The following is an 18,811-nucleotide window of genomic DNA, read 5'->3' on the forward strand; positions in this document are numbered from 1 at the left end:
CATGAGCGCCGACCTCCACCCGGTGAAGCAGGAGACCTTCGATATCGCATCCAAGACGAACACGGACCCGAAGGGATTTCTGCGCGAGGTGGACACGTTCAAGGTCACCGAATTCGGCCTGTACATGGCGCGCGGCGCGAATCACCCTGAGTTCGGCTACCTGGAAAGCTGGCTGCTGCCCGATCTCGGGCTGCGCGCCAACATCTTCCACTTTCGCGAGGGCTCGGAGCGCGAGCAGGACTTCTACTTCGACGTGGCCCACATCGCCGTCGACGGCGCGGTGTGGGCCACCCGCGACCTCTACGTGGACCTGGTCTCGCTAACCGGTAACCCGATTGACGTGCTCGATATCGACGAGCTCGCCGCCGCGACCTCCGCGGGCTTGATCACGGCCGAGGAAGCCGAGAAAGCTATCGACGTCACGCTCAACGCTGTCGAGGGCATCACGCGCCACGACGACGACGCCATGCAGTGGTTGCGCACTCTTGGCATGGACCTGACGTGGGCCGATAACGTCGAACTTACACCGGCGATTTAGTCCACCCACACAGTGACATCGACAGGCGGCTTCTCCAGAGCTTCTTCCTGGGCTGCCCACATGTCCCAGTACTGGGCGAAATCCTCGTCGCGTGAGAGCGCGCGGGCCTTCCTCGTCGCGTCGTCTGCCACAATACGCATCGTGTCCACATCCCCCAGCCTGCGCGCGGCGCATAGCGACGCCCCCGTCACCGCACCGACACCCTCGACGATGAGGTCCTCGCCCGGGTTGAGCGGCACCCACTCGCCGCACGTCTGGCGCTGCCAGTCCCACCGCCAGTAACCCGGCCTGGTTGGGTGCAGCACGTCGTCGGCGACCATGCGCGCACCCTCAGCCAGGCCGCCCCAGCCGGGGTAAAAGTCGTCGAGGTGCACGACCCTGATGCCAAGACGCTCGCCGATCAGTACGGCGAGGGTGGTCTTCCCGGCGCCGGAAGGGCCGTCGATGAGCAGCGTGTAGCGTGTCACGAAATCGACACCGCCCACACGGGGCGAAGGTGCCCCGTGTACCACGCGATCGCGAGGCTGAGCAGCGCCGCACCGAGACAGGCCGCCATGACGAGGCCGTCGCGTGCGTTAAGCGTCGATACGCGCGCGTGCGTGCGCGGACCGGAGCCAAAGCCGCGAGCCTCCATCGCCGTGGCGAGCTTGCCGGCGCGGCGCAGTGACATGACGAGCACGCCGAAGGCCAGCGAGAACAGGTGGCGGATGCGGCCGGTGTCGGCGACGCCGCGCGCCCGGCGCGACATCCGCATCGCGTCGAGGTCCTCGCGCAGCAGCGTGAGCATGCGCAGCGCGGCGACTGCGCCGATGACGAAGCGCTCCGGGAGTCTGAGCACCTGCGCCAGGCCGTCGCCGAGGTCGGTTGGGTCCACCTCGGCGGACAGCACGACCACGGGCAGCGCCACCGCCAGCACCCTCACGCCCGCCGCGAGCGCCAAGCTCAGCGACAGCTCCGTGACGTTGATCAGCCCCCAGGAGAAGTACACCTCTCCCCCGCTGCGGCCGTACAGCGCCATGGGAATCCCGGCGATCGGCGCGATGAGAAGCAGCGGCCAGGCGCGGCGGAGCAGCCTGGGCCAGGAAACCCCGCAAAACGGCGCAGCGGCGACCGTGAGCGCGACCGTCACCGCGGCGGAGACGACGTCGAGGGTGAGCATCAGCGGCGTGGTGAGAAGGGCCAGTGCGAGAATGCGGGTCACCGGGTTGACGGTTTTGAGCACGTTCACCGCGCCACCGCCTCGAGCGCGAGCACGGCGTCACCGAGCGAAGCCATGAATGCCTCATCGTGGGTGATCGACACCACGGTGATGCCCTCCTCGGTCAGTTCCCGGATAAGAGCGACGAGCTCGGCGAACGTCGTGTCGTCCTGGCCGAAGGTCGGCTCGTCCAAAAACACCAGCCGCGGTGCGTTGACCAGCGCCGTCGCCACCGACAGCCGGCGCTTCTCGCCGCCCGATAGGGTAAACGGGTTGGCGTCGACGAGGTGCTCGAGGCGCAGGCGCGCAAGCAGCGTATCGACGCGCTGCGCCGGCGCGCCGGTCAGTGCCATTTCACGGCGCACCGTGGGTGTGACAAACTGATGCTCAGGTTCCTGGAAGACGTAGCCGATTCGCTGCGACAAGTGCGTCGACGACCACGTGTGGGAGGGTTTTGTCAGCCCCTGCGCGATGTCCTCGCTGTAGGCCACTGTCCCCTCACGTGGTGCCGTCAAACCCGCCAGGGCCAGCGCCAGGGTGGTCTTGCCTGTGCCGTTTTCACCCGTGATCACCGTGGAGTAGCCCTGCGCAATCGCCAGGTCGTGCCGCGGGCCAAACCGGGTGCGCAGCCCGCTGGCGCGCACCGCCGTGGCACATCCCTCAGGGATCGTTTTCGCCGGCGGTAGCTGCGGGGTGGGGGCGAGCTCGGACTCACCGATGCGGTGCAGCCCCGCTTCATCAAGACGGTAGTAGGTCTCCACCACGGCACTCCACGGCGCCGGGCGATGCTCCACGACCACCAGCGTTGCGCCTGTTTGCGCGCAGACCTTATCGACAGCGCGAATAATCTCGTCGCGGCCCTTCGGGTCCAGGTTCGCGGTCGGCTCATCGAGGATGATGATATCCGCGCCCATCGCCAACACCCCCGCCAGCGCGAGGCGTTGCTTCTGCCCTCCCGAAAGCCGCGCCGTGCTGTGATCGAGCTCCACGTCGAGGCCCACCGCATCAAGCGCCCAGCGCACGCGGGGCCAGATTTGCGCGGCGGGCACCGCGATGTTTTCAGCGCCGAAGGCGACGTCGTCACCGACGCGAGACAAAATCGTCTGCGACTCCGGATCCTGCATGACCATGCCCACGGTCCCGTCGACCGTGACCGACCCCATGGAGTGGCCGTCATCGCCATCGGCTGCGAGACCGGCGATCACGGCCAGCAGCGTCGACTTGCCTGAGCCCGAATTGCCGGAGATCAGGATCCGCTCGCCTCGCTCGACTGTCAGGTCCACGCCCGCAAACGCGGGCTCGGCGCGTGTCGCGTGCTTGTAGCCCAGCTCGCGCGCGAGAATCGCGGCCATTGCGTTACGACGCCGGCGTCGCGAAACGTTCCCGGCCAGGGCCGAAGCGATCCAGTGCCCCGGTCTGCGCGAGGGCGCGCACCAGCATCCACCCGAGCACCCCGGCAAGCAGAGCTCCGGAAATGGCGGTGCACAGGAGGTAGATCAGGTTGAACGACAGGCTCATCGCGAGGTTGGCGGCGGTAAACAACTCAAGCAGGAACGCGCCGATGCCGGCACCAACGCCGGCGAGCACGGATGTGCTCAGGGAGAAGCGTCGGTAAGCGAATGCGGCGAAGACGAGCTCGGCACCGATGCCCTGGGCGAGACCTGAGTAGATGGTTTCAATGCCCCACTGGCTGCCCAGCACCGCCGACACGCACGCGGCGAGCACCTCCACAAAAATCGCCGCCCCCGGCTTGCGAATCACCAGCCCGCCAATGATACCGCCGAGGAACCAGACGCCGTTGAACAACCCGCCGAGGCCCGGGGTGAGCGCGTCCATCGCGGTAAAACCCGCGTAACCGACGGTGTTCCACACCCAGAAAATGAGGCCGCATGCCACGCCGAGCACGGCCGCGGTAACAATATCGATGACGCGCCACTGAAGGCGCGAGGATGCACGTGAAGTACTGACCATGTAAAACTCTTCTTCCTTTCGCCGGCATTACCCGGATCAGGTTCGACGGTTCGCAGCGGTCATCGCGCCGCCGCGTCTCAGCCCCCTCGCAGTGATGAAGGGAGCACCCGTGTGTATGCGGTTGTGGGAGTTACTGTACTAGATGTCGCGCGGATGCAGGAACTGGGTCGGCGGGGGTGTGGGCGCCGCCCTGAGACACCCACGGCGCTCGGAGCCCCGGCCGATTTCGAAAATCTCAGCGCGCCCAACCTGCCAAAACTAGGTCCAGAACGCGCTGAGGTCTTTTCCGCGCCCTATTTCACCTCGATGCCCAGGTTCTCCCCTGTGCCCAGCTCGATACCGAGACCAGGCACGGAATCGATGAGGTTTTTGGTGTAGTCGTCGACCGGGTGGTCGAAGATCGCATCCGCGGTGCCCTGCTCCACCACGGCACCCTGGCGCATGACCACAACATCGTCGGCGGTTTGCCGCACCACCGCCAGGTCGTGGGTGATGAACAGGTAGCTCAACCCCAGTTCGTCCTGCAGGCTGGTCAGCAGTTGCAGGATCTGGTTTTGGACGAGCACGTCGAGCGCGGAGACCGCCTCGTCGAGCACGATGACCTCGGGCCCAAGCGCGAGCGCACGCGCGATCGCGATGCGCTGGCGCTGACCGCCCGACAGCTCGTTCGGGTAGCGGCGCATCGCGGAGCGCGGCATCTGAACCATGTCGAGCAGCTCGGCGACGCGCTCCTCGCGCTGCTTGCGGTTGCCCACCTTGTGCAGGGTCAGAGGCTCTTCGATGCAGCGGTAAATGGAGTACATCGGGTCCAGAGAACCGTAGGGGTTTTGGAACACCACCTGCATCTTGCGGCGCATGTCGAACAGCTCGCGGCCTTTGAGGGAGGCAACGTCCCGGCCCTCGAACGTTACGGAGCCGCTCGTGGGCTCCAGCAGCGAAAGCACCATGTTGGCCACCGTGGACTTGCCCGATCCGGACTCGCCGACCAGGGCTAATGTGGAACCGCGGCGCAGGTCGAAGGAGACGTCGTCGACTGCGCGGAGCAGCTTCTTATCGCCGCGTGCTCCGCGCACGTCGAACTCCTTGACCAGGTTCGCGACTTGGATGACGGCTTCGTTGCTGACGTGGCCGCTGGTCAGCGCCTCTTCCGTCTTAAGGCCCTTGGCCTTGGCCGATTGGATGCGTGCCGACGCCAGAGACGGAGCCGCCTTGACAAGGCGCTTTGTGTACGGGTGTTGCGGGTTGCGCAGGATCTGCAGGCTCGGGCCCTTCTCCACGATGCGGCCGCGGTGCATGACCACGAGGTAGTCCGCGCGCTCCGCTGCGAGACCCAGGTCGTGGGTGATCAACAGCAGGGCTGTCCCTAGTTCCTGGGTGAGCCCGTCCAGGTGGTCCAGGATCTTCTTCTGCACCGTTACGTCGAGGGCGGACGTCGGCTCGTCGGCGATGAGCAGCTTCGGGCGCGCAGCCAACCCGATGGCGATGAGCGCACGCTGGCGCATGCCGCCGGAGAACTCGTGCGGGTACTGCTTCGCGCGACGCTGAGCGTCCGGCAGGCCGGCCTCTTCGAGCAGTTCGACGACACGCTCGTGACGCTTGGAACCCTCGACGACGTTGTTGGCGCGCAGAGACTCCTCCACCTGGGTGCCGATTCGCCACACCGGGTTGAGGTTGCTCATCGGGTCCTGCGGCACTAGGCCGATGCGGTCGCCGCGGACAGCTTGCCACCCCTTTTCATCCAGCTGAGTCAGCTCTTCACCCTCGAGCTTTATTGAGCCGTTGGTCACCTTGCCCGTGCCGGGCAGGAGCCCGAGGATGGACATGGCCGCCGTGGACTTGCCGGAGCCAGACTCACCGACAATGGCAACAGACTGGCCAGGGTAGATGGTGAGGTCGAAGCCGCGTACAGCCTCGACGGTGCCGGTGGTTGACTCGAAGGCGATCTTGAGATCGGAGATGTCGAGCAGCGGCTGCTCAACCGCGGTGCTAGAAATGCTGGAACTCATCGGGTCCTCGCCTTCGGGTCAAGAGCGTCGCGCACGGCGTCGCCCATCATGATGAAGCTCAGCACCGTCAGCGCAAGCGCGATAGCCGGGTAGAACAGCACCATCGGCTGAGTACGTAGCGACGCCTGCGCCGCCGAAATGTCGCCGCCCCACGACACCACGGTCGTCGGCAAGCCAATGCCCAAAAACGACAGCGTGGCTTCAGCGACGATGAACGTGCCCAGCGCCACCGTGGCATAAACGATGATCGGCGCGGCCGCGTTCGGCATGATGTGCGATGAGATGATCCGCACGTCCGAGGCTCCCAGGGCACGCGCCGCGGTGACGAACTCGTCGTTTTTGACGCCCAGCACCGCTCCGCGGGTGATGCGGGCGATTTGCGTCCAGCCGAACATGGCGAGTGCAAGGACAACCATCCAGATGGAGCGGCGGTCTTGGAACATCGACATCACGACAATCGCGGCGAGCACGAGCGGAACCGCGAAGAAGATGTCGGTGATGCGCGAAAGGATCGTATCCCAGATCCCGCCGTAGAAACCGGCGATCGCGCCCACTAGTGAACCGACGAGCGTGACAATGAGGGTGGTGAGCACGCCCACGGTCACCGACGCGCGGGCACCGTAGATGGTGCGGGAGTAGATGTCACAACCCTGACGGTCGAAACCGAACGGGTGGCCCGCCTCCGGCCCGCCCAGCGAGCGCGACAGCATGCATTCGCGCGGGTCGACACTGGTGAAAAGGCTCGGGACAAGTGCCATGGCCAGCGCCACAAGAATCAAGAGGGCGGAGACCCAAAACAGCGGGCGGCGGCGCAGGTAACGCCAGGCCTCACCCCACTGGCTCGACGGGGCGGAGTCATCTGGCACCGCATCGACGGCACCGAGCCCGGTCTCGTCGGTGTCCGCGATGAAGTATTCCTGCCCGCGTCGCAGGCGGGCGTCGACAAGCTTTGGCTTATGCATAGCGGATCCTTGGGTCTAAAACGGCGTAGAGGAGATCGACAATGAGGTTGGCGATGATGTAGACGATCACCAGCACCGTAGTAAACGACACCACGGTCGCGGGCTCGCCCTTGATAATCGCCTGGTAGATGGTGCCACCCACGCCGTTGATCCCGAAGATGCCCTCCGTGACAATCGCGCCACCCATCAGCGCGCCGAGGTCGGCGCCCAGGAAAGTGACCACCGGAATGAGGGAGTTGCGCAACACGTGGCGGTTCATCACCTGGCCGTTGCTCAAGCCCTTGGCCCGGGCGGTGCGCACATAATCCGCGCGCAGGTTCTCGCTGACTGACTGGCGCGTCAGCCTGATCACGTAGGCAAACGACAAGGCACCAAGCACCACCGCCGGCATCAATAGCGCGGTAAACGATTCGTTGCGGCCCACCGTTACAGGCAAAAGCCCCCACTGCACGCCGACGACGTACTGGAGCACGAAGCCGATGACGAAGGACGGTACCGCGATGACGAACAGGGAGACGAGGAGGATGGTGGAGTCGAAGATTCCGCCGCGGCGCACGCCGGCGATGACGCCGAAGATGATGCCGAAGAAGGCCTCGAATGCCAGCGCCATGAGCGCGAGCTTGATGGTGACGGGGAAGGCGTTCGCCATCACGGAGGAGACTGGCTGGCCCGAGAACGTGGTGCCGAAGTCTCCGGTGAAAATGCCCTTGAGGTAAAGCAGGTACTGCACAATGAAAGGCTTATCGAGGTTGTATTCAGCCTCGATGCGCGCTCGCGCCGCCTCCGTCAGTCCACGGTCGCCACCGAGGGCTTGGACCGGGTCACCCGGCATCAAAAACACCAGCGCGTACAGAAGCAGCGTGGCGCCGAAGAATACCGGGATCATCTGGAGGAGGCGTCGCCCGATGTAACGCAACATGGTCGCGGGCTCTCCTATTCTGTTGATCTATATTTGCAATTGTTTGAATACTATTTATGGCGCAAAGCCTGACGCCCCGCCGGCAGAGCGCGAGCGGGGCGGGTGGGACTCACTGAGCCGTTATTTCTTGGTCACTTCGTAGTAGACCGGCTGGGACTTCCAGGAGAAGGTCACATTGTCGACGTTCTCGGAGGATCCGCCTGTCACGTTGGAGTACCACAGGGGGATCGCCGGCAGGTCGGTCAGGAGAATCTCCTGCGCCTGGTTGTAGATCGGGGTTGCGCTCTCAATGTCGCCGGAGTTGGCAGCATCCTTGAGCAACTGGTCGAACTTCGCGTTGGAGTAGTCACCGTCGTTGGAGCCGGCGCCGGTGGCGTACAAGGGGCCGAGGAAGTTACCCAGCGACGGGTAGTCCGCCTGCCAGCCGGTGCGGAACGCACCGTTGATCGTACGGTTGGTCACGTCGTCGCGCAGGGACTTGAAGTCCGGGTACGCGTTGCCCACTGCCTCGATGCCCAGGGTGTTGCGGATCGAGTTCGCCACGGCGTCAGCCCACGCCTGGTGGCCGCCGTCAGCGTTGTAGGAGATAGAGAATTCTCCGGTGAACGGGGAAATCGCGTCGGCTTCGGCCCAGAGGCGCTTGGCCTCCTCGGGGTCGTACTGGAGCACCTCCGCGCCTTCCAAGCTGTCCGAGTGGCCCGGGATCACCGGGGAAGTGAAGTCGGTGGCCGGGGTGCGGGTGCCCTGGAAGATCGTGTCGGTGATCTGCTGACGGTCGATCGCACGCGAGAGGGCGGCACGGCGCAGCTTCCCCTCCTCCCCGGAGAAGTGCTCGAGGCGCTCAGGGATGGTGAATGACTGGAACACTGCCGACGGCTGGTTGACCGCGCGGTCACCGAGCTCATCCTCGAACGTCGCGAACGCGGAGTCCGGAATCTCATCCAGCACGTCGAGGTTGCCTGCGAGCAGGTCGGCGTACGCGGCGTCCTGCTGCGCGTAGAAGACGAAATTCACGCCGTCGTTCTGCGCCTCGCGCTCCCCTTGGTACTCCTCGTTCGGAACAATGAGGGCGTCCTGGTTGTGGTTCCACTCCGCGAGCTTGTACGGGCCGTTGGAGATCGGGCTCTCACCGTAGGCATCGATGTCGTCGTAGGCGCTCGGGTGCATCGGGAAGTAGGCAGAGTAGCCGAGGCGGGAGGCGAAGTCGGCCTCCGGCTGGTTCAGCTCGATGGTGAAGGTTTTGTCATCGACGACCTTCAAACCCTCCATCTCGGGCTTGCCCTCCTCGTAGCCCAGGATGGGCTCGAAGAAGTAGGAACCGAGAAGCGCGTTCTCCACGGTGTAGTTCCACGCCTTGACAAAATCCTCAGCAGTGACGGGGGATCCGTCGGACCACTTAGCGTCTTTCAGGGTGACGCGGTAGGTCTTGTCGCCCTCGAGTTCGATGGACTCCGCCAGCTCGTTGTGGGCTTTGCCCTCACCGTCGTAGTACACGAGACCGGAGTAAATGTTATCCACGATCCGGCCGCCGCCGTTCTCGTTGGTGTTGCCCGGGACAAGCGGGTTTTGAGGCTCGACGCCGCGAGCGAGGACGTAGTTGTCACCGCCGCCACCCTGAGCGTTGTTTGAGCCGGAGCCCGATTCTGAACCGCAGGCAGCGAGGCCGAGCGCGAGTGCGCTGGCTGCTGCCACGGAGGTTACTTTCTTAAATCGCAAAGCGAATCTCCTTTATCTTCGACCGACTGCACAACGCTTCGCTCCACCGAGTTCTCCAGGTGCACCAAGTACTCCAGATCACCCGCAAGCGAATTGCGAATATTTCATCACAAAAATTGGATTTTCAATACAAAGTTAGATTTTCTCTGCGAAGTTTCTGCATTTTCGCTGGTTACAGGCGGCGCGCTCCACGAAGTTTACCCCCCGTTCACCCCCGCTTCCCCTCCCCCGTGCGCACCCACGTCACTACAAGCCCATCAGTTTCTCCAAAGCGCTCGAGGTGCTTGCCGACAATCTCCTCAGCCTGGTCGATATTCTCAGACGGCGCCTCCATGGCGAGCACCAGCACGTTGTCCCCGCACAACATGTCGCAGGTGCCCACCGGGACACCGTCGCGCGGTGGGAAAATGAGCTGGCCGCGGCCGGTATCCGGGTCGAAGGCAGTCTCGATTTTCCGGCCGAGGTGGCTGGCCAGTTGTTTCGCGTAGCGTGCGGGCCTTTCCGTGGCGACACGCGCCGTGGATGTCACTAGATCAGACATGACCACACCTTACCCACCGCACGGCGCTATGCGGTGCACTAAGATTTCCATGTCTAACGCTCTCACCCTTACCTGAAAGGGGCACACCATGGCCGGTGGCCTACTCGCGCTGCTTGACGACGTCGCACTGATCGCCCGCACCGCCGCCTCATCCGCCGACGATGTCGCCGCAATGACCGCCAAGACCTCCGCCAAGGCCGCCGGAGTGGTGATCGACGACGCCGCAGTGACCCCGCAGTACGTGCGCGACGTCACCCCGGCGCGCGAGCTGCCGATGATCTGGCGCATTGCAAAGGGCTCGTTCCGCAACAAGCTGCTCTTTATCCTCCCGATCGCACTGCTGCTCAACGCCATCGCCCCGTGGGCGCTGGTGCCGATCCTCATGATCGGCGGCGCCTACCTCTGCTTCGAGGGCGCGGAGAAGATCCTGCACAAGTTCTTCTCCTCACACGACACCCACGAGAACGCCCAGGGCACCGAGAAGGACGAAAAGGACGAAGACGCCCTGGTCTCGGGTGCAATCCGCACGGACCTGATCCTCTCGGCCGAGATCATGATTATCGCCCTCGACGAGGTCAAGGACGAGCCGATCTGGATGGAGGCGGCGGTCCTCGCCTCAGTGGGCATCTTTATTACCCTCGCGGTCTACGGCGCGGTGGCCCTGCTGGTCAAGATCGACGACATCGGCCTCGGCATGATCCGCCGCGGCAATGCTGTGGGCTTCGGCCGCGCGCTGGTTAAGGCCATGCCGTACGTGCTCAGCGCGATCGGCATAATCGGCACGATCGCCATGCTGTGGGTCGGCGGCCACCTCATTATCCGCGGTCTCGACGAGGTGTTCGGCCTGCACTGGCTGCACGACATCATCGTCTCCGGCCAGGAAGCCGTCGGTGGCGGCGTCGCAGGCTGGTTCGTTGACACAGGCGTCTCCCTCATCGTCGGACTGATCACGGGTCTTCTCGTCGTCGGCGTCGTCACGCTGGTGAAGAAGATGCTGCCTGCCAAGCCGAGCCGATGAGTGACACGCGCGCGGCGGACTACTACGAGTTCATCCGCGTCGTCGGGGCGCACGAGAATAACCTCAAAAATGTCTCCCTCGACATCCCGAAACGGCGCCTGACCGTGTTCGCGGGCGTATCCGGCTCCGGCAAGTCCTCGCTGGTCTTCGACACCATCGCCGCCGAATCGCGCCGGCTGATCAACGAGACCTACTCCACATTTATCCAAGGCTTCATGCCGTCGATGGCGCGCCCCGACGTCGACCGCCTCGAGGGTCTGACCACGGCGATCATCGTAGATCAAAACCAGCTCGGCACGAACGCGCGCTCCACCGTCGGAACCGCGACCGACGCGACCGCCATGCTGCGCGTGCTGTTCTCCCGCATCGCGCAACCCAACGCGGGCGGCCCCGGCGCCTACTCCTTCAACGTCCCCTCCGTCAGCGCCGGGGGCGTGCTTACCGACGCCCGCGGCAACAAAAAGGTCCTCAAAGATTACAAGCGCACCGGCGGAATGTGCCCCGACTGCGAAGGCACGGGGCGTGCTTCGGTCCTGGACGTTGACGAGGTCGTCGACAAGCAGAAATCGCTCGATGAGGGCGCGGTGACGGTGCCCGGGTACAAGCCCGGGTCGTGGCAGCTGCGTCACTACTCGGACTCCGGCTTCTTCCCCACCGACCGGCCCGTCGGCGAGTTCACCGACGAGCAGCTGCACACTTTGTTGTACGCCGAGCCGCGCAAGGTGGACTTCCTGGGCATCAACACCACCTACGAGGGGTTGATACCGAAGCTGAGCAAGTCCCTGCTGACCAAGGAAAAGGAGGGAATGCAAAAGGCGATGCGCGAGTTCGTCGAGCGCGCCGTCACCACCGCGCCGTGCCCCGCCTGCGGTGGCACGCGTCTTGCCGACCACGCACGTGAGTCGCGCATCCGCGGCAAGAACATCGCCGAGCTGTGCGCGATGGAAGTCGCCGACCTCGCCGCATGGTTCGCTCAGCTTGACGACGCCTCCGCGGCTCCGCTTACCTTCGCGATACGCGAAACGCTGGCCCACTTCGTCACCATCGGGCTCGGCTACATCACCCTCGACCGCCCGACGTCGACGCTGTCCGGCGGCGAGGCGCAGCGCATAAAAATGATCCGCCACCTCGGCTCCGCGCTAACGGATGTGACCTACGTCTTCGACGAGCCCACCGCCGGGCTGCACCCCGACGACATCGAGCGGATGAACACCTTGCTTCTGCAGCTGCGCGACAAGGGCAACACAGTGCTCGTGGTTGAACACAAGCCGCAGACTATCGAGATCGCCGACCACGTCGTCGAGCTGGGCCCCGGGGCGGGTGCCGCGGGTGGAGAGGTGGTGTTTGAGGGGGGCGTCGATACGCTCAAGCGCTCTGACACCATCACCGGCCGCCACCTGCACAAGCGCTACCGGCTCAAGCCGGACGCGGAGTGCCGGGCGGGCGACGGCACACTCGAGATCCGCGGCGCGAGCGAGAACAACCTGGTGGGTGTGGACACCAACATCCCGCGCGGGGCGCTGACCGTGATCACCGGCGTGGCGGGTTCCGGCAAGTCCTCGCTCGTGCGCGCGATCCCGCTTGATGATTCCGCCGTGTGGGTGGACCAGGCTTCGATTAGCGGCTCGCGCCGATCGAATCCCGCGACCTACACCGGCGCGCTGGACCCGATCCGCAAGGCGTTTGCCAAGCACAACGGGGTGAAACCCGCCCTATTTTCGCCGAATTCCGAAGGCGCCTGCGCCAACTGCAAGGGGGCCGGCGTCGTCTACGTCGACCTGGGCATGATGCAGGGCGTCGACATCACGTGCGACGTGTGCGAGGGCAAGCGCTTCGACGACGCCGTGCTCGTGCACACCTTCGGCGGGCTCAACATCGCCGAGGTGCTGGACATGCCCGCCGTGCGTGCCGCGGAGTTCTTCACCGAGAACAAGGTCCCGGCAGCCGCGCGCATCGCCGGCCACCTCGTCGACGTGGGCCTGGGCTACCTCACGCTCGGCCAGCCGCTGACCACCCTGTCCGGTGGCGAGCGCCAGCGCCTGAAACTCGCGAGCCATCTGTCGGACAAGGCGACGATGTTCGTTCTCGACGAGCCGACCACAGGGCTGCACGTCGCCGACTCGGCCGCGCTGGTAGACCTCTTCGACCGGCTTGTCGACGCCGGCGCGACCGTCATCGTCATCGAGCACAACCCCGCCGTGATTGCGCGCGCCGACTACATCATTGACCTCGGCCCGGGCGCGGGCTCCGCTGGCGGCCGCATCGTCGCCCACGGCACCCCGAGCGCTGTCGCCGCGAACCCCGACTCGCTTACCGGGGTGTATCTGCGAAGGTTCTCAAGCTAGCCAAACCCGAGGCCGAATAAGGGGTATCGTCGAAGGTGTAAACGTACTCGGTATGTAAGGAGAGATTAGTATGTCTCACGGCACTGGAGATCACGGCCCGAAGCCCTACGCAGTAGACATTGAGAAGGCCACGGTCGACAACGACGCCTTCCGTGACACCCTCTGGACCGGCGAGCACCTGCAGCTCACCGTTATGACCATTCCTGCCGGTGGCGAGATCGGCGCTGAGATCCACGACGACCACGATCAGTTCCTTCGCCTCGAGGCTGGCTCCCTGCGCGCGATGATCGGCACGAGCGAGACCGAGCTCGAGCTCGACGAGACGGTCCACGACGACTTCGCCATCTTCGTGCCGGCCGGCAAGTGGCACAACTTCGTCAACGAGGGCGACGAGCCCGCGAAGCTGTACTCCATCTACGCTGCTCCGGAGCACAAGCACGGCACCTTCCACGCCACCAAGGCGGACGCGGACGCCGCTGAGCACTAGTTACGTGAGCGGCCCGACCGTCTACCCCCTCGCGCCCTCGGCGTGGGGGGCAGCAGAAGAGATTGACGTCGACCACTTGGTCCAGGCGCTGCTTTTCAGCGAAGTGACCAGCACGTTCGGCACCACCTACCTCGAGGTTCGACTTGAGCCGGACCCGCTGACCCGCGGCTGGCGAGTGCGCGCGGGCGAGCACGTGATCGGTGCCATCACTGCGGCTGTGCGCAGCCGCTTCCCCGCCATCGAACGCATCCACGCGTCTGGCTTCGTGCCGAGCACCATCGCGGGAGCCCGCTTTGATTCTGAGCGAGGTCGGTGCGATGTGCAGGTGTACCTGCCCCCGCCACAGATGTGCGTGCCCCGCAACAATGCCCCCGCGGGCGCGGTCGTTCTCGGCCCCGGCGACATGATCGCCGTCGACACCTCGACCGGCGAGTTCACCGCCGCCGAGCTGGCTGCGCGCTCCCCCGGCCAATGGCTGGTTGGTCTGTCGATTGTCGGCGACGCCGTCGTGATCACCCTCGACGGGCGCGTACTGGGCACCGTCTCTGATGCCGACAACGCCGCATTAGCGTCGCTTATCGACGCCCCCACCTCCTACGCCCGCGCCCACATCATCGACGCGATGGTTGGCCTCGACGTTTCCGAACCGGCCGCGGAGCCGGCCCCCGTACCAGCGTTAACTGTGCCGGCGCCGGAACCCGAGCGCGACTGGAACTTGGTCACGTTCCCCGACGGAACGTGGTCGGTGGTTGTGGAACGTGACGCTGCGATCGACCCGGAAGATATCGCTGCGCCGGCTCGTCGATCTCGCCCCGTGGCGGGTCCGGCTTCGATTGACTTCACGCCTACGACGAGCTTTCGGGCGTCGTCGGCCGCCTACCTCACGGAGGTGGAGAAGATGCGCATCCGCCGCGAGCAGCAAGACGCTTCCAAGGGTGGGCGGCACCGTCGGTAGTTCGGGTTTTGTTCGGGCGCGCTGAGGTATAGGTGCTAGACCTCAAGAAAACCCGCACCACCAACAAGCTCCCCAGCGCACCCCCCAGACCGGTATAGTCCCCAGCGTTCCCGAACCGAATTACCGAAGCCAGTCCCCGAAGTCCCATGCGCATCACCTCCCGCACCCTAGCCCTCGTCACCATCGCTGCTCTCAGCGCAACGACGCTTTTCAATCTCGCGTCATCCCCGGCGACTGCACAAAGTTCGCTGAGCTCAAGTGGCACGCGCCCGACCGCGCCTGATCTCAACCACACCGAGCCGGGCACCCCTGTGGTCATGCCCGGAGAGTTCATCGTGCAGATCATGGGTGACATTCTTGGCCCCGGCATCTCTGACCTGGTGGGATTCCGCTCCGGCGACCTCGGCATCATGGCCCCGCTAGACAACGGCACCTTCGCGCTCATCTTCGGCGATTCCTTCCGCGAGACCGGCCTGCGCGGCGAGTGGATGAGCCCGGTGGGTGTGGTCGCGCAGCTAGTCAACGGGATCATCGAGATCATCCGCCCGCTCAACGCCGGCGATAAAGTCGAGCAGTTGCTGGACTACCCGCACGTCGACGGCCTCACGCTCATTCCCTCCGACATGATTAACATCGACGGCACGCTGTACATGCAGGGCATGTGGAACCGCGGCATCGGCAACGTGCTGCACACGGAAATTTGGAAGTCAACGGACAACGGGCGCACGTGGGCGAGCCTCGGCACAACGCCGACGACCTACCTCAGCGGCATGGGTGACTTGATTTCCTGGGAGCGCGGCCAGGACGGCTACATCTACGTGGTGTCGTCGTCATTCAAGCGCGACCACCCCGTCTACCTGTCGCGTTTCATGCTCGACAACATCGCCGACCGCTCGGCGTGGGAGGTATTCAACCCCGCAACGGGCTCGTGGTCGACAAGCGGCGCGCCGATCTTGAGCGGAGTCCAGGCCGGTGAGATGAACCTGCGCTTCATCGACGGCCACTGGGTGCTGGCAATGTTCAACGAGCAGACGCTGCAGATCGAGGTCCGCGTCTCCGACACGCTTGCCCAGAATTGGAACTCGGTGCCCGTGGCGGTGGTCGCGCGCCACGGCAGCTGGACCAACGAGCAAACACCGCTCAACTTCTCCCAGCCCTATGGCGCCTACATCGTGCCGGGCTCAACCCTGGCAAACATGGACATCGTGATCTCGCAGTGGAACACGTCCAACAACAGCCGCTACAACTCCACCCAGTTCAACGTCAAGGGCCTGGACACGTATTTTGGCGTCGATAAGCCCGCGATTCAGGCCCCTGAGGTCGTGAGCGTCGAGGAGCAGCCGGCCGCGGCCGTCGAGGAGCAGGTCCTCGAGGATGCTCTGCTCGAGCAAGCCACGAACTAGCCGCTTATCGACGCCCCCACCAACGCCAACCCGCACTTAGTGGTCGAGCACCGTGGCGACCCACCCGCTGGCCTCGTAGCTGTACTCGACGCGGGTGGCGTTGCGTGCGTCAACTGCTTGGAAAAACTCCAAGCGCACCGGTTCGACGCGCAGGATGTTGACGTGCTCGTCGGATGCGCCGTCGAGACGCGCGGCTCCGCGGACGCGCACCGCGCGGTTCATCGGCTGCCACCAGAAGTTCAGCGCCGCGACGGGGCTGTCGCTGAGTTGCTCCACTTTCGTGGAGTCCGCGCCGGTGCCGAAGCAGAAGCCGGTGTCACTGAGCTCCATGAGGTTCATCACGCGCGCGTCGGGGACGCCGTTTTCGTCAACCGTCGCCACCGTCGCGGCGCGCACGTCGTCACAGCCCGCGGCGACTGCTGCTTCGAACCATTGGGCAAAAAGCTCGAAGGGGTCGTCGGGTAGGTTGGCGGTGTCGAAAGCGGGCGCGCTTCCGGTCAGTGACGACAGGCCCCCGAGGTAATCCGAATCAAGGTAGCTCATGGTTGCCAAGATACCCGCATGTGGGCGCGGGAAGCTTAACCAATTGTTCAACAAGCCGGCACCTGCGATCCACCTTGGAACCCTATGGTGATCATCGCATAACTTCCTGCATGTGCTTTGTGAAAGGACCTGTCCCCATGCGGTTTCGCTCCGTGACCATTTCCCTCGCCACTGTGTCGGTCAGCGCCCTCGCGCTCGCTGGCCTGCCCCTCGCCTCGGCACAGCCCGTCAGCGAGTTCACCGTCTCCAACATCACCGACTTCCACGGCCGTTGGGAGCAAACGCTAGACGCGAAGGACCCGAACAAGTCGATCCCTGGCGCCGTGGCGCTCAAGTGCGCCGTCGACGAGGCTGCCGAGGGCCGCGCGCACGCGTTCACGTCCTCGGGCGACCTCATCGGTGCCTCGCCGTTCGAATCGATGATTCTTGACGACCAGCCGACGATCGACATCATGAACCTCATGGGTCTCGACGTCTCGGCAGTGGGCAACCACGAGTTTGACAAGGGCGCGCAGGACTTTACAACGCGCGTCGTCCCTGAGGCTAACTGGACCTACCTCGCCGCCGGCGCCGACGGCCTCGACCGGTCGACGGGCGTGAAGGACTACGAGATCATGGACCTCGACGGCGTCAAGGTCGCCTTCATCGGCTCAGTCACCGACGACATGCCCAACCTGGTTAGCCCTGCCGGCATCGAGGGCATCACCTGGGCAAACCCGGTCGACGCCATCAACATGCGCGCAGAGGCGCTGACTGACTCAGGCGAGGCCGATGTCGTCATCGCCCTGCCGCACGAGGGCAACATCGATCCCAGCACGTGGTCGGAACACATCGACGCTGTCTTCATGGGCCACACCCACCAGTACGTCGATCCGACCGGTGATTCCCCCCTCATCATTCAGGCCGCGCAGTACTCCCAGGGCCTGGCTAACGTCAACTTCTCCTACGATCCTTCTACCGACACCCTCACGGTGAAAAAGGCCGAGCTTCTGCGTCCGGCGGACATCGTGGACTGCGACACCCCGAACGCAGAGATCCAGGCCGTGATCGACACCGCGAAGGCCGCGGCCGCTGCGGCAGGAGCCGAGGTCATCGGCACCTTGGACAGCCCCCTGTACCGCGGTGCGAACGCCGGGGCCGATTCCGGTTCCAACCGAGGCGTCGAATCCCAGCTCAACAACTTGCTCGCCAACGTGGCTAAATGGGGCGTCGCCAACAACAGCGAGGTCAATCCGGACATCGCTGTGATGAACGCAGGCGGAGTGCGCGCCGACCTCGAGGCCGGCGAGGTGACCTACGCCGATGCCTTCGCTGTCCAGCCCTTCGGCAACGAGATCACCTACACCACGCTGAAGGGCGCGGATTTCAAGGCCGCCCTGGAGCAGCAGTGGAAAAAGGGCGCTGAAGGTTCCCGCCCCATGCTTTCCCTGGGCGTGTCCGACAACGTCTCCTACACCTACGACCCGACCCGCGCGGACGGCGATCGCATCACGAGCGTGCTTATCGACGGCCAGCCGCTCGACCCCGACAAGGATTACGTCGTCGCAGGCTCCACCTTCTTGCTCAACGGCGGCGACAGCTTCACCGCGCTGGCCCAGGGCACCCCGCTGGCGCAGCTCGGCTACATCGACATCCAGGCGTTCACCGAGTACCTGACCTCCTACCTCGGCGGCGGCGACGCTCCCGCACCGCGCACCGGCCAGTCGAACGTCGGCGTCCACATCGCCACCCCGCTCGTCGCCGGCGAAGCCGCGACGATTGACCTGTCCTCCTTGATCTACACCTTGGGCGAGACAGCCAAGACGGTCACCATCGAGCTCGGGGACCTGAAGTACACCTCCGATATCGACTACGACTTCGGCCCCGCCGACTACAACGAGGCCGGTAAGGCGAGCCTGACCTTCGGCATCCCGAAGGAATTTGCCGGCGTTTACACCCTGCGCATCACCACCGACGCCGGCACCGACGTCACCGTGCCCGTTACCGTTGAAGGGGCCGCTGAGAACACCCCGAACGGCGGTTCCTCCTTCGGCGCGCTGGCCCCGTTTGTCACCATCATCGCCGGAATCGCGGCGGCTGTCGGTGGCTTCCTGCCACAGATCCTCGATCTGCTGCGCAACGCAGTGCCTGGGCTGCAGATCTAGGGCCCAGTAATCCACCGGGCGTAGAGTAAGCGCCGTGCCCAGCAAAACCTCTCCGTGGCCGGCGC

Annotated in this window: 17 protein-coding genes; 7 read left to right on the plus strand and 10 right to left on the minus strand. The window is 64.7% G+C overall.

Annotated features, from left to right (window positions below):
* Nucleotide 1: 1 nt before the first annotated feature.
* Entirely contained in the window at nt 2-538 is a 537-nt protein-coding gene (locus E3227_RS10835; RefSeq protein ID WP_144318469.1) for a ribonuclease FAU-1 family protein, read from the plus strand.
* On the opposite strand, the gene E3227_RS10840 is transcribed toward E3227_RS10835, so the two are convergent.
* The 9 genes from E3227_RS10840 to E3227_RS10880 all read right to left on the minus strand — a co-directional run bounded on the left by E3227_RS10840 (nt 535) and on the right by E3227_RS10880 (nt 9,851).
* The gene (locus E3227_RS10840) at nt 535-1,005 is read right to left on the minus strand and encodes a nucleoside/nucleotide kinase family protein (protein WP_246062689.1); all 471 of its coding nucleotides are present in this window, start codon (nt 1,003-1,005) and stop codon (nt 535-537) included. The two genes, E3227_RS10835 and E3227_RS10840, sit on opposite strands and share 4 nt — an antisense overlap.
* Nucleotides 1,002-1,766: an energy-coupling factor transporter transmembrane component T family protein gene (locus E3227_RS10845; RefSeq protein WP_144318471.1), complete on the minus strand. Its 765-nt coding sequence runs from the start codon at nt 1,764-1,766 to the stop codon at nt 1,002-1,004. Before E3227_RS10845 ends, E3227_RS10840 begins: the two co-directional genes overlap by 4 nt.
* On the minus strand, nt 1,763-3,088 hold the full coding sequence (locus E3227_RS10850) for an ABC transporter ATP-binding protein (protein WP_144318472.1): 1,326 nt from the start codon (nt 3,086-3,088) through the stop codon (nt 1,763-1,765). The genes E3227_RS10845 and E3227_RS10850 overlap by 4 nt, the downstream gene beginning before the upstream one ends.
* 4 nt (nt 3,089-3,092) lie before the next feature.
* Nucleotides 3,093-3,707, minus strand: coding sequence for an ECF transporter S component (locus E3227_RS10855; protein ID WP_144318473.1), 615 nt, complete (start codon nt 3,705-3,707; stop codon nt 3,093-3,095).
* Nucleotides 3,708-4,000: 293 nt separating this feature from the next.
* On the minus strand, nt 4,001-5,713 hold the full coding sequence (locus tag E3227_RS10860) for a dipeptide ABC transporter ATP-binding protein (RefSeq protein ID WP_144318474.1): 1,713 nt from the start codon (nt 5,711-5,713) through the stop codon (nt 4,001-4,003).
* The gene (locus tag E3227_RS10865) at nt 5,710-6,675 is read right to left on the minus strand and encodes an ABC transporter permease (protein ID WP_144318475.1); all 966 of its coding nucleotides are present in this window, start codon (nt 6,673-6,675) and stop codon (nt 5,710-5,712) included. Before E3227_RS10865 ends, E3227_RS10860 begins: the two co-directional genes overlap by 4 nt.
* A complete protein-coding gene (locus E3227_RS10870) occupies nt 6,668-7,594 on the minus strand; it encodes an ABC transporter permease (RefSeq protein WP_144318476.1) in 927 nt (308 codons plus the stop codon). Before E3227_RS10870 ends, E3227_RS10865 begins: the two co-directional genes overlap by 8 nt.
* Nucleotides 7,595-7,714: 120 nt before the next feature.
* Nucleotides 7,715-9,286, minus strand: coding sequence for a peptide ABC transporter substrate-binding protein (locus E3227_RS10875; RefSeq protein WP_374058445.1), 1,572 nt, complete (start codon nt 9,284-9,286; stop codon nt 7,715-7,717).
* A 232-nt stretch (nt 9,287-9,518) separates the two neighbouring features.
* Entirely contained in the window at nt 9,519-9,851 is a 333-nt protein-coding gene (locus E3227_RS10880) for a DUF2218 domain-containing protein (protein ID WP_144318478.1), read from the minus strand.
* 88 nt (nt 9,852-9,939) lie between these two features.
* Here E3227_RS10880 and E3227_RS10885 point away from each other — a divergent pair, with 88 nt between their 5' ends.
* The 5 genes from E3227_RS10885 (at nt 9,940) to E3227_RS10905 (ending at nt 16,059) form a co-directional block, all read left to right on the plus strand.
* Nucleotides 9,940-10,869: a DUF808 domain-containing protein gene (locus E3227_RS10885; RefSeq protein WP_006840728.1), complete on the plus strand. Its 930-nt coding sequence runs from the start codon at nt 9,940-9,942 to the stop codon at nt 10,867-10,869.
* Entirely contained in the window at nt 10,866-13,214 is a 2,349-nt protein-coding gene (locus E3227_RS10890; protein WP_144318479.1) for an ATP-binding cassette domain-containing protein, read from the plus strand. Before E3227_RS10885 ends, E3227_RS10890 begins: the two co-directional genes overlap by 4 nt.
* Before the next feature lie 70 nt (nt 13,215-13,284).
* Nucleotides 13,285-13,701 (plus strand): cupin domain-containing protein, encoded by a 417-nt coding sequence (locus E3227_RS10895; protein ID WP_144318480.1) that lies wholly within the window; start codon nt 13,285-13,287, stop codon nt 13,699-13,701.
* Between the two features lie 4 nt (nt 13,702-13,705).
* Nucleotides 13,706-14,656: a hypothetical protein gene (locus E3227_RS10900; RefSeq protein ID WP_144318481.1), complete on the plus strand. Its 951-nt coding sequence runs from the start codon at nt 13,706-13,708 to the stop codon at nt 14,654-14,656.
* 341 nt (nt 14,657-14,997) lie between these two features.
* The gene (locus tag E3227_RS10905; RefSeq protein ID WP_144318661.1) at nt 14,998-16,059 is read left to right on the plus strand and encodes a DUF4185 domain-containing protein; all 1,062 of its coding nucleotides are present in this window, start codon (nt 14,998-15,000) and stop codon (nt 16,057-16,059) included.
* Nucleotides 16,060-16,095: 36 nt separating this feature from the next.
* Here the strand turns inward: E3227_RS10905 and E3227_RS10910 are convergent, their stop codons facing one another.
* The gene (locus E3227_RS10910) at nt 16,096-16,602 is read right to left on the minus strand and encodes a pyridoxamine 5'-phosphate oxidase family protein (RefSeq protein ID WP_170228679.1); all 507 of its coding nucleotides are present in this window, start codon (nt 16,600-16,602) and stop codon (nt 16,096-16,098) included.
* A gap of 152 nt (nt 16,603-16,754) precedes the next feature.
* Between E3227_RS10910 and E3227_RS10915 the strand changes: the two genes are divergently transcribed.
* Nucleotides 16,755-18,746, plus strand: coding sequence for a bifunctional metallophosphatase/5'-nucleotidase (locus E3227_RS10915; protein WP_246062690.1), 1,992 nt, complete (start codon nt 16,755-16,757; stop codon nt 18,744-18,746).
* Nucleotides 18,747-18,811: the final 65 nt, after the last annotated feature.

The organism is Corynebacterium sanguinis, from assembly GCF_007641235.1.
Lineage (GTDB): Bacteria > Actinomycetota > Actinomycetes > Mycobacteriales > Mycobacteriaceae > Corynebacterium > Corynebacterium sanguinis.

Excerpts from the sequence above, each read along its gene's own strand:
- E3227_RS10835 (WP_144318469.1), top strand. The coding sequence starts at position 2 with ATGAGCGCCGACCTCCACCCGGTGAAGCAGGAGACCTTCGATATCGCA.
- E3227_RS10850 (WP_144318472.1), bottom strand. The coding sequence starts at position 3,088 with ATGGCCGCGATTCTCGCGCGCGAGCTGGGCTACAAGCACGCGACACGC.
- E3227_RS10855 (WP_144318473.1), bottom strand. The coding sequence starts at position 3,707 with ATGGTCAGTACTTCACGTGCATCCTCGCGCCTTCAGTGGCGCGTCATC.
- E3227_RS10860 (WP_144318474.1), bottom strand. The coding sequence starts at position 5,713 with ATGAGTTCCAGCATTTCTAGCACCGCGGTTGAGCAGCCGCTGCTCGAC.
- E3227_RS10865 (WP_144318475.1), bottom strand. The coding sequence starts at position 6,675 with ATGCATAAGCCAAAGCTTGTCGACGCCCGCCTGCGACGCGGGCAGGAA.
- E3227_RS10870 (WP_144318476.1), bottom strand. The coding sequence starts at position 7,594 with ATGTTGCGTTACATCGGGCGACGCCTCCTCCAGATGATCCCGGTATTC.
- E3227_RS10880 (WP_144318478.1), bottom strand. The coding sequence starts at position 9,851 with ATGTCTGATCTAGTGACATCCACGGCGCGTGTCGCCACGGAAAGGCCC.
- E3227_RS10885 (WP_006840728.1), top strand. The coding sequence starts at position 9,940 with ATGGCCGGTGGCCTACTCGCGCTGCTTGACGACGTCGCACTGATCGCC.
- E3227_RS10890 (WP_144318479.1), top strand. The coding sequence starts at position 10,866 with ATGAGTGACACGCGCGCGGCGGACTACTACGAGTTCATCCGCGTCGTC.
- E3227_RS10895 (WP_144318480.1), top strand. The coding sequence starts at position 13,285 with ATGTCTCACGGCACTGGAGATCACGGCCCGAAGCCCTACGCAGTAGAC.
- E3227_RS10910 (WP_170228679.1), bottom strand. The coding sequence starts at position 16,602 with ATGAGCTACCTTGATTCGGATTACCTCGGGGGCCTGTCGTCACTGACC.